General features: G+C 42.6%; 13 protein-coding genes. 4 read left to right on the top strand and 9 right to left on the bottom strand.

Translation table 11 applies throughout. The features are described from left to right. Positions 1-975 carry an aliphatic sulfonate ABC transporter substrate-binding protein gene (locus EJP77_RS01795; RefSeq protein ID WP_127197473.1) on the bottom strand — a complete coding sequence of 325 codons (975 nt, stop codon included), beginning with the start codon at positions 973-975 and terminating at the stop codon, positions 1-3. 18 nt (positions 976-993) lie between these two features. After that, complete coding sequence (locus tag EJP77_RS01790) at positions 994-2,265, bottom strand: sigma 54-interacting transcriptional regulator (RefSeq protein ID WP_127197472.1); 1,272 nt, start codon at positions 2,263-2,265, stop codon at positions 994-996. Positions 2,266-2,530: 265 nt separating this feature from the next. Between EJP77_RS01790 and EJP77_RS01785 the strand changes: the two genes are divergently transcribed. Continuing rightward, the gene (locus EJP77_RS01785; RefSeq protein ID WP_127197471.1) at positions 2,531-3,049 is read left to right on the top strand and encodes a DUF2243 domain-containing protein; all 519 of its coding nucleotides are present in this window, start codon (positions 2,531-2,533) and stop codon (positions 3,047-3,049) included. Beyond that, on the top strand, positions 3,036-3,857 hold the full coding sequence (locus tag EJP77_RS01780; RefSeq protein WP_127197470.1) for a cytochrome c oxidase assembly protein: 822 nt from the start codon (positions 3,036-3,038) through the stop codon (positions 3,855-3,857). Before EJP77_RS01785 ends, EJP77_RS01780 begins: the two co-directional genes overlap by 14 nt. A 123-nt stretch (positions 3,858-3,980) precedes the next feature. Here the strand turns inward: EJP77_RS01780 and EJP77_RS01775 are convergent, their stop codons facing one another. Genes EJP77_RS01775 through EJP77_RS01755 form a run of 5 tightly spaced genes read right to left on the bottom strand, consistent with a single transcriptional unit; the run spans position 3,981 to position 6,544 of the window. Continuing rightward, entirely contained in the window at positions 3,981-4,754 is a 774-nt protein-coding gene (locus tag EJP77_RS01775) for an ABC transporter permease (RefSeq protein WP_127197469.1), read from the bottom strand. Next, entirely contained in the window at positions 4,754-5,512 is a 759-nt protein-coding gene (locus EJP77_RS01770; protein ID WP_127197468.1) for an ABC transporter ATP-binding protein, read from the bottom strand. The genes EJP77_RS01775 and EJP77_RS01770 overlap by 1 nt, the downstream gene beginning before the upstream one ends. Before the next feature lie 15 nt (positions 5,513-5,527). Next, positions 5,528-5,878 carry a DUF1048 domain-containing protein gene (locus tag EJP77_RS01765; RefSeq protein ID WP_127197467.1) on the bottom strand — a complete coding sequence of 117 codons (351 nt, stop codon included), beginning with the start codon at positions 5,876-5,878 and terminating at the stop codon, positions 5,528-5,530. Between the two features lie 13 nt (positions 5,879-5,891). Further along, a complete protein-coding gene (locus EJP77_RS01760; RefSeq protein WP_127198260.1) occupies positions 5,892-6,239 on the bottom strand; it encodes a DUF1048 domain-containing protein in 348 nt (115 codons plus the stop codon). After that, positions 6,239-6,544 carry a PadR family transcriptional regulator gene (locus EJP77_RS01755; RefSeq protein WP_281278463.1) on the bottom strand — a complete coding sequence of 102 codons (306 nt, stop codon included), beginning with the start codon at positions 6,542-6,544 and terminating at the stop codon, positions 6,239-6,241. Before EJP77_RS01755 ends, EJP77_RS01760 begins: the two co-directional genes overlap by 1 nt. A 288-nt stretch (positions 6,545-6,832) precedes the next feature. On the opposite strand from EJP77_RS01755, the gene EJP77_RS01750 reads away from it, so the two are divergent. Next, the gene (locus tag EJP77_RS01750) at positions 6,833-9,691 is read left to right on the top strand and encodes a PQQ-binding-like beta-propeller repeat protein (protein WP_127197466.1); all 2,859 of its coding nucleotides are present in this window, start codon (positions 6,833-6,835) and stop codon (positions 9,689-9,691) included. Between the two features lie 228 nt (positions 9,692-9,919). After that, positions 9,920-11,278 carry a hypothetical protein gene (locus EJP77_RS01745; protein WP_127197465.1) on the top strand — a complete coding sequence of 453 codons (1,359 nt, stop codon included), beginning with the start codon at positions 9,920-9,922 and terminating at the stop codon, positions 11,276-11,278. A 321-nt stretch (positions 11,279-11,599) separates the two neighbouring features. On the opposite strand, the gene EJP77_RS01740 is transcribed toward EJP77_RS01745, so the two are convergent. Together EJP77_RS01740 and EJP77_RS01735 are read right to left on the bottom strand one after the other, a co-directional pair. After that, positions 11,600-12,013, bottom strand: a complete 414-nt coding sequence (locus EJP77_RS01740; RefSeq protein ID WP_127197464.1) for a DUF3052 family protein — start codon at positions 12,011-12,013, stop codon at positions 11,600-11,602. Between the two features lie 184 nt (positions 12,014-12,197). Beyond that, positions 12,198-12,854, bottom strand: a complete 657-nt coding sequence (locus tag EJP77_RS01735) for a hypothetical protein (protein WP_127197463.1) — start codon at positions 12,852-12,854, stop codon at positions 12,198-12,200. Between the last annotated feature and the right edge of the window lie 192 nt (positions 12,855-13,046).

Below are 13,046 nucleotides of genomic sequence, written 5' to 3'. Positions count from 1 at the left end.
CTATTTCAGCACTTCATTCACATATTGATTGTTCGTTATTTGTTTGGTGTCAGGCACCTTATCGATTGCTTTTTGTTCATATAAGAACTGAGCCACGCCCTGTTGAGTTTTTTGCAGCTTGTCATCCAGCGGTGCCAATGTAAAGTTAACATGCTCGATAACCTTGCTTACTACCTCTGTATTCATCCCTAATTGGCTGGTATAAATCGAAGTAGCCTCATCCAGGTTTTCAGCCTGCCAGTCCGTAGCTTTTTTAATTACTGTCAAAAATGCCTTGGCATACTCCGGATGCTTATCTACAACTTCTTTGCGGCCGATATAATAAGCCGGGCTCGTATAGTCAATTGTTGAACCGTCAGCAATGACACGGGACTTATCATTCACAATGGTTTGTGATAAGAATGGCTCTGTAACTACCCAAGCGTCTACCGAACCGCCTGTGTAAGCAGCTTTAGCTTCATTGGGTTGTAAATTTATGGGTTCGATATCGCTGGCATTTACACCACCGTGATTAAGCAATCGAAGCAGGTTATCATAGGCGGCTGTTGCCTTTGCCACAGCAATTTTTTTACCTTTCAGGTCACTAATTTCTTTAATCGCGCTGTCACTCTTTACAACGATACCTACATTTTTTTGTCCCGTGCTTGCCACACCAATGATATTAAATGGAATCCCCGCATTCTGGGCCGCAATAGGTGGTGTATTCCCTGTGACGAAGAAGTCAATTCTACCTGCAGATACAGCTTCGAACTGTGGCGCCCCGCCCTGGACCTCGACCCAGTTAACTTTCACACCTAATTTATCGAATTCTTCCTCGAACCATTTCTTTTCCTTCGCTAAGTAATAAGGCGTTACAGCTTTCTGGGATCCGATCGTAACTACTTTCTCTGAATCCTTCGATTTGCTATTGGCGCAACCGGATAATACCAACACAATTGCCACAGTTAATAATAATAAGCTTCCTAATTTTCTCATCTTACACGCATCCTTCTCTTATAGTTTATATTTCTCTATCTTTCGATATAATGTAGCTCGTCCAATACCTAAATACTCAGCAGTCTTCGTTTTATTAGGAAACAAGCCTAAAGCATGCTTGATTTGCTCTCTCTCCAAAGAGCTCAGTCCAACAATATCCTCTTCCTTTTCCAAGCGAAGAACCTGTTTAGCATGCTCGAAATCTCTTATCGAAACAAGGTTAGTGGAAGCATGGTAAATTAGATAATCAATAGTTTGAATCATCTTTTGTTCATCACCCTGCCAGTTCCAGTTGTTGAGCAGCTCTATCAGGCCGGGTTCAAATATCAGCTGAACCTTTCTATAAACCCGTATTAATTTAGCGATATGATATTGAATTACCTCCTCCACACTTAGCGGATCGTTATACAATTCGGGGATTTCAATCTGAATATTGCTAATGCGGAAGTATAATTCTTCATTGAATATCCCTTGCTCAACCAAGAGTTGTAAATCAACAGACGTCCCGAAAATAAACCTTAAATCCACATCAATTCTTTTGGTATTCCACTTTCTTACCGATTTCGATTTAATGACATCAAGCAGCTTTTGCTGCAAGAATAAAGGTAAATGATCAATATGATTTAGAAATATGGTTCCTTTGTCGCCGATTACTATTTTCCCCATGAAGCTGCCTTTGGCTTGACCAAATAATAAGTGCTCCATTTTTTCAGCTGAGACATTGTGACAATCTATCTCAAAAAAGGGATACCTAGATCTCTCAGAATAGCTGTGTATGACCTTAGCAACTAATGACTTTCCAATATCGCTTCTGCCTTTGATTAGAACTGGATCGAGGTTCAGAGCATTGCGTTTAGCCATATTTCTTACTTTTTGGAACTCTGCCGATTGCCGATATCCTTGTAGATATTTGTCATCATATGTAGGGTTATCGACTTGCTGGAGTAAGGGATATATTGAATCTAATTTTTTCATTACAAATAATTTTCCAATAAAGTATCCGTTTAAACCTATGTTTTTACTAGACATTAGGCCGTAAAAAATACACCCGTTACATAAATAATCATCGTAATAAAATAGCTCATCAGTTACTTCTTTTTCTGAAGACAGCATTTCTTCGAGCAAACTATGATCAATTAAATTACCGATCTTACTTCCATTTAAATCTGCGGGTAAGTTAAAATACTCAGAAAACTTCCGATTACTGTATAAAATCCTTTGTTTCTCATCCGTTAGAACAATAGCTTCCCCCCTGGCGTTAAGCAATAATTCGAAATATTTGCTATTCAATGCATCACCTCATTAAAATTAAAACCGTATCATTTCGATACAATTTGTCGGAATTACAATGAGTAAATTTACTAAATAATACGTTATGCATTTTGTACTGTCAATCCGTTCTTTGAAATTTTGTTTCATAACTGAACAATCCGAACTATTTCGTCTCATATTGATACAATTTGATAGAATCAAGCTCAATGGTTCCCTGAGTACTATTTAGTTATCTGGGGTATATTGGATAATAAAATATTTTTTTATTCTTGGGGGGAGTGGAATGTATTTGCCTAATGTAAATGATGAGCAGGACTCAAAGGTTAAGAACCGCTATGTTTTTTCTAGGCGCAATTTATGGTCTGGGTTTCTATTCGGAATTGGTTTAGTCGCCTTTATAGATGAGACTGTATTTCATCAATTGCTGCATTGGCATCATTTTTATGACAAGTCCACATCAGAGGTTGGGCTGATTTCGGATGGTCTTTTTCACGCTTTCAGCTGGTTTGCGACAATTGGAGGACTGTTCATGTTTGCGGACCTTCGGAGAAGGCACACATTGTGGCTCACTAGATGGTGGGGAGGAATTCTTCTTGGAGCGGGAACCTTCCAGCTGTACGATGGACTCATCCAGCACAAGCTGATGCGGCTGCATCAAATCCGATATGTAGAGAATGTTATGGTCTACGACCTGATATGGAACATTATAGCTGCTGTGCTATTTCTGATTGGGCTTGGCCTGATTTATCGCACAAGAAGCAGACTACAAGCAGAAAAGGCAATTGCGCATGAACATCAATGAGCACAGTCATCATACCCCTGGGACTGAGCAGCATCTTACCCAGTGGATAATTCCTCAATTGATTCTAGCACTGCCATTTGTAATCTTGTTGTGTATGTATATTCTTGCTGCACTTCGTTCCAGTCGTAACAAACCTTGGCCATTATACCGGACTGTAATCTGGTTGATTGGCAATATACTTGCGGTTGCTGCCCTGGCTGGCCCCCTCGCCGCTCTCGCGCATACCAATTTTATCGCACATATGCTCAGTCATTTACTACTAGGTATGCTGGCACCACTCCTTATGGTAATGGCTGCGCCGATGACTCTTCTGCTGGGAATGTTAAGCATTCCATTAGCAAAGCGCCTTACACGTATCATGAGAAGTTGGCCGTTACGAATGCTGACTCACCCCATGATCACATCTAGTCTCAATATAGGGGGACTCTGGTTACTATATACAACGAACTTATACTCGCTTATGCACGAGAGTATACTTCTGTATCTCATCGTTCACTTCCATCTCTTCGCAGCAGGATATTTGTTCACGGTGTCGATCATTTACATAGACCCTGTTCACCACCGTTACTCCTACATGTACCGCTCCATCGTACTTGTGATTTCACTAGCAGGTCATGGCGTTCTATCAAAGATTATTTATGCCCACCCGCCTGCTGGTATACCTCTGGATCAAGCTACACTGGGAAGCATGCTCATGTACTATGGTGGAGATGCCATAGATATTATGTTGATGTTCACACTATGCATGCATTGGTTCAGATCGACTCGCCCTCGAACTGACCTGACTATGAGAAAATCAACGATTTAAAAGCGGTTAGGAGCAGCTAAGGCTCCGCTATACAACTAGGTACCCTTTAACTAAACACTTAGCTCAAGTGCCTAGTTAAAGGGTACTCTTACGCTGACTTCTGTCCTTGTCTAAGGATCCAGACTATTTGTCACTCGCCTTTGTGTACTCTCTCATCGCCAAGATATATGCCACAAGCATAATTCCAATACACCACGCTAGCGCAATCCATATATCATTTCCCACAGGTTGATCAGACAGCAGCGCACGGATTGTTTCCACGATTGAAGTCACCGGCTGGTTCTCGGCGAAGGCACGAACGATAGCAGGCATCGACTCGGTCGGCACGAAAGCCGAGCTGATAAATGGCAGGAAGATAAGCGGATATGAAAAGGCGCTTGCCCCTTCCACTGTCTTGGCGGACAGTCCGGCAATGGCAGCAATCCAAGTAAGTGCCAGGGTGAATAGCACGAGTATACCTGCAACGGCAAGCCAGGACAAAACACCTGCCGACGAACGAAAGCCCATTACGAGTGCAACGAGAATTATGACAATAACCGAAATAACGTTGGAGACCACCGATGTCAGCAAATGGCCCCAAAGGACCGTTGAACGTGCAATCGGCATGGAGTGGAACCGCTCGATAATTCCCCGCTGCTTATCCAGGAACAATCGATAGGCCACATAGGCCACCCCGCTGGCAATCGCCATAAGCAGGATGCCGGGTAACAGGTAGTTCACATAGTTATCCGTACCTGTATGGATGGCTCCTCCAAATACATAGACGAACAATAGCATCATCGCAATGGGAGTTATGCAGACTGTGAAGATCGTGTCCATACTGCGGAAAATATGGCGCATAGAACGTCCGAGCATAACGCTCATATCGCTGAGAAAGTGGTTTTTAGCCGTTTCCATTAGATGGCCTCCTTATTGCCAATGATTGCGAGGAATATTTCCTCAAGCGTCGGCTGTTTCTCAACATACTCTACCTTAGTTTGCGGGAATCGCTTCTTCAGCTCAGCGAGCGTTCCTGCCGCAATAATCCTGCCCTCTTGCAAAATCGCGATTTGATCTGCTAGCTGCTCTGCCTCTTCTAGGTACTGTGTCGTTAGGAATACGGTCGTGCCGCCGCTGGCAAGCTCCTTTACAATCTTCCAAACCTCAATGCGTGCTTCGGGGTCAAGGCCGGTGGTAGGTTCGTCGAGGAAAATGATCTGTGGTGTACCTACGAGACATAGAGCGATATCGAGCCGCCGCCGCATCCCCCCCGAATAAGTGGATGGCTTACGGTCTGCGGCATCCGTTAAGCCGAAGCGTCTCAGCAAATCGTCCGCGATTTGACGCGGATGATCCAGATGCCTCAGCTTGGCAATCATGATGATATTTTCCCGCCCGGTAAGCATCTCATCGACCGCTGCGAATTGTCCTGTCAGGCTGATCGCATGCCTAACTTTCTCAGGTTGTTCTGCTACTTCGAATCCGTTAATGACAGCTTTACCTCCGTCCGGCTTAAGCAGCGTCGCAAGGATTCTGACCATGGTGGTCTTGCCGGCACCGTTGGAGCCAAGCAGGGCGAATATCTCACCTGGCTTCACTTCTAAATCGACACCTTTTAGAACCTCGGTATTCTTGAAGGATTTTCTAAGACCTTTCACTTCAATTGCCTTTTCCATCCTGATATCCCCCTATTATTTTGTTTTGTCCGTTGCCTTCTTCACGGCCTTGTTAACTTCTTGATTAATAGATGCTTGATGGATGTCAGCATAAGTTTTGGAGTCCTTGATTAGATCGTCACAAAAAGCGGCTACGTCACGGCCCGTCACTTCAAGCACGCCTTTTCCCAAGGCCGCGCCCTCCTCAAAAAGGTCGACAATCCCGTGCAGCAAACCCGCCCCTTCGGTTAACTCCACAGGGCCGACTTTGAAGAAATACTTTTGCATCTCTTTATACACAATCTGATAATCCTGCGGGAGCGCTTTAACACGAGCCACATGTGTCCGCCACTCTTTTTTGCCTTCGATGATTTCTCGTATTCTCATCTTCAATTCCCTCCTATTTACCTAATTTTTTGGCAACATTATAATTGAGTTGTTCGCGCCACTTGTCCCGGTAAGACTTTGCCCCCTCCTCACCAGCTAGTGCTGAACAGAAGCCTTTAATGTCGTTATCCAAGACCTCGTCTACACGCTGACCGTCCACGGCCGATTCCTCAAGCAGACCCAGAACGCCATCGAGAATGGGCATAAGGTTGCGACCCGTAAAACTGGAGTACGACCAAAGGTTTGCCTTAATTTCTTCCCAAGCAGCTTGATAATCAGCCGGCAGCTTTTTGGCTCGTGATTCAAACCCTCTAAACTCCTTGGTCATGTCGCTGCCGGTGATTTTTTCCCAGAAATTCATCATTTCTCCCCCTTTAATTCGTTAATCTTTGATGATACGAACTCCCATTTTCCCCAAAACTTCCGCAGCTCCTCGCGCCCCGCTTCATTAATCGCGAAGAACTTACGCGGGGGTCCCATGTCGGAAGGCTTCTTGGTGATCTCCACCAACTTGTTCTTCTCAAGCCGGACCAGGATCGTGTATACCGTTCCCTCCACTACATCGGCGAAGCCGAGAGCGTTCAGCTGCCGCGTAATTTCGTAGCCATAAGTTTCATTGCGGCTAATGATTTCAAGGACGCAGCCCTCAAGTACGCCTTTGAGCATTTCTGTTAGGTTATCCAGCACAACCACTCCTTGCTATTCAGTATGACTGGTATTCAGTATTACTTACTACCACTACAAAGTAACACGTAGTTGCTGAATCGTCAATAGTATTTGCTGCTCAAAACAATAATTATACAAAAGGCACATTTCTCGTTCTAATCCATCAGCACTATCTTTTACCAAATTTATGTAGTTGGTGGGATATCTTATCTCTGGTTCTTACTGAATAATTGAGAAGAGCCTTGAACAAAGCAACTTATTACCCAAATCCTGAAGGGAGTGTCAAACGTGTTTCGTACCCTGATTCGAAAAGCAAGTGCTGCTCTTCTCTGCCTCACCCTTGTCTCAGGTTTTGCAGTTGGTGTCAGTTACGCTTCTCCAGACACCGAGAAGCCTGCCATCGAATGGTCCCGCCAGTTCGGCATGGATGCACAATTCTTAACTGGCCGCAGCATTACTTCATCTTCAGACGGAGGTTACATCGTTACGGGTAACTTCAGCTCATCAACTGGAAGAGCTTATATTCTTAAGCTGAATTCTGCGGGTAAAATCCAATGGGAACAAAAAATCCAGCATGATAATCGCCCATTTACAACTGCCGATGAGACTATTGAGACGAAAGATGGAGGGTATATAGTTACCGGGAGTACTCAAAGTGAAAGCGGGATCAACAATATTTTGCTAATAAAGCTTAGTGCGCAAGGAAATGTGGAATGGGAGAAAGAATTTGACTCTGGCTTTAATGTGCACTCGTTGGCCGTGGCCGAGACCCAAAAAGGCGGCTTCGTCATTACAGGTGAGAGCTTTGGAGGGCAGGATGTTCAGCAAGCTTTTGTCCTTAAAGCAGATGCTCAGGGACAGCAAGTGTGGCTCAAAAAGCTTAAATTCAGCGATGAGCAGTACTATATGGACATTATTGCTACGCCTGATGGCGGTTCCATTTCCGTTGGCACCCAGTATGACCTTTATTTCAACGATCCCCAAAAAGGTGCGCTGATCACCAAGCTAAATGCAGATGGAGATGAGGTTTGGACCAAGAAATTGACTACACCGGACTCCCTGCGCGTAGCCTCTTCAATCGCCTCCTCCGGAGACGGCGGATACGTGATTTATAGCAAATCTTCCAGGGATGACCATTATTTAACCAAGATAGACTCAAACGGAAATAAAAAATGGGAGAAAAAGCTCGCTCCATCACCGAACAGTGAATTTTACAAAAAAGTTGTTCGAATGGGAGATGGGTATGCCCTCTTCTCGGAATATAGGACCAATACCTCTGATGTTCAAGAAAGAAAGTATGAACTTCTAAAGCTGAGTGACACCGGAGATACCCGGAATATATCGGATTTTACCATCAAAGGTTTTGATCACATGACAGGGTTAACCTCATCGCAGGATGGCGGATTTGTACTGTTAGGCGAGGTAAAAGGTCCGGATTATAATCGCTTTATTCAGGTGACCAAGCTTGCTGGACCAAACGGCCAGCCTGGAGAACGTACCTTGGAGGGAATCAGCTTTGCCGACACCAGCAAAACGATTGCTGTCGGCGAACACACAGCAGCGATCATCATGGGTGATTATTCGGATGGGTCAAGAGAAGCCATCAAAGGCTCCGTCTCCCTCACCTCGGAGGATAGCGGAATAGCTGCGGTTATCCCAGAAGGATTCATTACAGGAATTAAGCCGGGAAGCACTACGATTCATGCAGAATTTAAAGGCCACCGTGCCCAGTTAGACGTAGAGGTAATCGATAATCAGAACCATGGAGATGCCGATCATTGGTCATATCAATACGGAAAAGATCAGTATGATATCCTGGCGCGGAACATCGTCCCTACCTCAGACGGAGGGTATATTGTAACAGCGGACACGAAGGATCAATCCATCAGCAGCACCAAAGCCTATATTCTTAAGCTGAATGCAGCAGGCAGACTGGAATGGCAGCAAAAACTTCAGCATGGCTTATCTGAGTACACGCAGCCTTTAAAAGCTATTGAGACTAAGGACGGTGGGATAGTGGTCTGTGGGACCACCAGAATCCAGGATGATCGACCGCGTAACCAAGTCTTCTTGGCTAAACTCAGTGCGCAAGGTGTTCTGGAATGGGAGAAAGTATTTGATGGCGGGGGCAATAAGTCAGGGAACTCGGTAGCCGAGACTACCGATGGTGGGTTCGTTGTTACCGGCGCTACTCTCTCCATTTCTGGAGAGGACTTAGCTTACGTACTGAAGACGGATGCTCACGGGCAGCTCCTGTGGGACAAGCGCTACCGCTTCGAGAGCAATCAGAACTATAACGACATCATCGCTACACCGGATGGCGGCGCCATTGCTGTTGGAGCTATCACCACCTATGTAGGCAGCAACGCAAATGATAGAGCTATCGTTACTAAGCTGAGCCCTGACGGAGAGGAGTTATGGACCAAGAAGCTTCCCCCGGTTGGTCGCGATGCCTATTCCATCATTCCGACGAAACAGGATAAATACTTAGTTGCCAGCAGAGACTCAGACGGGATTAACTATGTAACCGAGCTCGATTCCTCCGGAGAAGTGATGTGGGACCAGTCTTATGCAGCCTTTCAGGGCCTGTACTTCTATAAAATATCCCCATATGGTCAAGGATACGTTCTACTTGGTTCCCAGTCATCGGGAGAATATCCAAATACGCAGACAAGGCCAGCCATATTAAAGCTTGATGACCTTGGACAGGTGACAGCCAACATTTCTTTTGCAGATCCTAATGTATCCGGCCTTGACATTGGTACCGTAACTCATGATGGGGAATTTGTACTCCTAGGAGCCGTTTCAGTTGGTAATGACAAGACCGCACTACAGGTAACCAAAAGCGCAGGTACGGAGATTCCGCCAGTTGAACCGGAAGAAGCATTATATCTGGATTCTACAGAATATTCGTTAACCGCAGGTACTTCTATCGATACGGTTGTATATTACAAAGATATAAAAGGTAAGATTCATGAGGTTACCAAGCAATCCAAATTTAGCAGCGATGATCCTTCTGTTGTCGATTATGACAAGGAAGGGAATATCAACGGTCTCCGCGCAGGGATTACCTATATTACAGCTGAATATCAAGGTAAGACTTGCAAAGTTTTAGTTCAAGTGGTTCGTGCATCAGTGCCGAAATAGTGAACCGTTCAATATATTTAGAGTCTCGGCCGTTTCCGGTATTTCACGGGGAACGGCCGTTTTTGTTTCTTCTTTTTAAATTAGTTTTATTTTCGACACTATTCATCAATTGTCTTTTTTTGTATGTTCATTTAGTATAAGAATTGTATCCAGCACCTTACTTCTTATGTTAAGCCTCTTTCAATCGTGTAATGATACATATTAAAAACTATTAGGGGGTTTTATTTCTTGAAAAAAAGATTTTCGTTTGTCCTTGTTTTATCCATCTTACTCTTCTCCATGCTCTCTAGCCTGGCCCTGGCAGCACCCAAAGACACAGCATCACCTTTTAATCTCGAACTACAGGCGTTGATGGGTAAAGAACAAACAGATTTGGTTATGCACGTCTACTCCAGTTCTGGGCAATTAATGCCTCCCAATGAATTCAAAAAGGTGGATCTTACTATCTTAGATGCCATTACAGGAAAAAAAGTGGACGATCGGAAATACAAAAATATTTCTAACTATCCAAATATCGCATCTATTCCTCTAAAAGATGTTGAAAGGCATCAAGTATTGCAAACAGAAATTGCATTTAAACATGACAGTATTAAAGGGGAACAAAAACTATCTGGAAAAACTCCGGTTCTTCTCCGACCAGATTTAACTTTTAATAACCTAAAAGTTCCTTCTACTGTTATTCCTAATGAGCCGTTTTATGTACAGGCCGATCTGAAAGAACTTAATGGTGATTTAGGGGATTCAGCACGGGTGGATGTTGTATCAGATGACATGATACTTGGAACATTGAATGAGGTTCATGTCGATAAGGGGGGAACAACATCAATTGCCATTCCAACAGTGATCAAGCTCCCTGGAACGTACCATCTGCAACTTAAAATCATTAAAACCGGTATTCAACAATATGATACGTCTAATGACATGGTAGACTTTACGATTGTTGCCGAAGATAAAAATACTAATCAACCATTAACAAATTATACCGCGCAATACGATTATTCGCCTAGCTATGCACAACGGTCGCGTGAATATGTTGACGGAGTCTTATACAATGGTCTTGATTACGAACCCGCTTCATATGAGTCCTTTAGCTTGAATACAATTGTTCCAGGTCATATTCTTAACGGTGGTAAGATTATTGTTAACTTACAAGGTGCTAACGGTAACTCTTTTAACTTCTCGGTGCCTGAAATGAAGGCTTCCGAAGAAGAGATGATGTTTGGTCCTTACATTTATGAGGATCGTAGCACTGGTGTAAGGGTAATGATTCACACCAATCCTGATGGTACAGACAATGTCAGCCTTGTCAAGAACGCAGGTTTTTACGACCTAAACTTATACACTGAAGGTGAATGGAAGAAATCTACCTATTCAGAAGGTAAGTTTGCTCTACAAGAAAAAGAGTCCCTCTCCTTCTCAGTTGATATCACAAATAATGCTGGTGAAACGTATAACTTGAAGCGTAAGATATCGCTCGACTACAGCCCAACCAACTATGATGATTCATGGAATTATCAAAACCGCTCAACACACTTGTGGGGTTTTAGGGAGAACTATGCTGGCGTACAATCCTCATACAATCAATAATTGAATACTAATATATCTTGCAAGTAAAGAAAACGTGTCTTGGCTCCTATAAAAAGCCCTCTGACACGTTTTCTTTTTATCTGAGTATCATTTTACCTGGATCTACTCCTTCTAAGTCCCTCGGGTGAACCGAGCACCTTCATACTCTGGTTAATGTTATGACTCAATACCTTGATTGAACCTCCTAATAATTATGAATCGGTTAACGAAGGAGATTGCGATAAAGATTATGCCAAAGACTTTGAATCCACTGCTTAGTGAACTATTAGATTAGAATCATAATGAAATCCCCAGTAACTGACTGCAAATAATATAACGAGTTTATCTTCTATTCTTCAAGGGTATAACTAGTTTTAATCCTGACCATATCTCATCAACAGCGCATACCTTAACGTCTACTAGATCTATTCTTAATGCATAGTTCCTTATGTTAACGTCACTTAAATCAGTAATAATCTTTGAAGCCCTCTTCGGCCAAGACACCCAAATCACGCCAGAACTATGGATTCTCTCCTTACATTCGTTCAATAACGGGAATAATTCCTCTTGCGATTTCGAGAATATATGAACAAAATCAATGTCATTGGATTTATAATTTCTATTCAATCTCTCTACCGCTGGAATTTCTCCTAGTAAGGTGAAATAATTATTAGGTTCATTAATAAATAAAACCTTAAAACCTTGTTTAATTCCGAGCTTTTTTACTAGAGGCGTGCCAGAATAACCAACACTCATAAATTCACCTCCATCTATCATAATATTTGTTCAGTTCTTAGATTTCTTTAGTAAAATTGAGAGTCCGATAATGATTAACAATACAATTCCTGCAAATATCGGCATAGATGATGCAGCTAGTAAAACAGCTATTATAAACAACAGGAATCTAAATAGTTTTATTATTATCATTATTTTAGCTGCCTCATCTTTTATTATTTTCTGCTGTGTTGTTTGAGAAAGTTGAACCTAGCTCTTGAAAAACTTCCTCTACATCACAATCTGGATTTAACATCTGAATCATCTCGGCCGTAATTGGAGTACCCTTATATATATTCGCAACAATATACAGTGGAGGCGTTAAGTCAAAGTAATCTTTAGCGAATTCCACAAAATCCTCTGGTGTTTGAAAAATTGTACCTAACAAAAAGTTAGAACCATCTTCTTCCCCCTTGGGAAACTCTACCTTGCCCTTTTGCCATTCAGAATCACAATTTCTACGCCATATACAGAAAGTAACATCCTCATTTACTATTGCTTCATCCTCAAGTAATAACAATAATTCCTTTGGAACTTCATCATAAATTCCTGGCCATATTTCATGTTCATCTCGCGCATACGGGCTTAATTCAGACTCATGATCAAAACCTTTTAAAATGGTTCCCTGAGGAGCAAATAAGATAAATAAATGATCACCTGCTCCATTATCGATCTTAGCCATCGAAATTTTGTCTTTCCACTCTGGAAGAAAACTGTGGTAACGAATCCATTCATCACGACATAGAATAATATTTAATAAAGCATGGATTTTCATAAGATTCTCCAACTTTATCGGTTCTGGCAAATTATCTACAACATTCATATTTATGCATCTCCTTTTAACAAAAATGATCTTCTCGATTTAATTCGAAGGTTAATGCATCATATAAATTGCTTCTTACTTGTCGAACCCCAACCCTTCGCTTTATTTCCTTAAATCCTACCTTTTCTGCTAAATTTATCATTCGATTATTACCAGACCATGTTTGAGTGTAAATCTTCAATAATCCTCGAG

The sequence above is a fragment of the Paenibacillus zeisoli genome (assembly GCF_003994465.1).
Lineage (GTDB): Bacteria > Bacillota > Bacilli > Paenibacillales > Paenibacillaceae > Fontibacillus > Fontibacillus zeisoli.
Note: the sequence above shows the minus strand (reverse complement) of the source record. Positions and strands in the feature narration are given on the sequence as shown.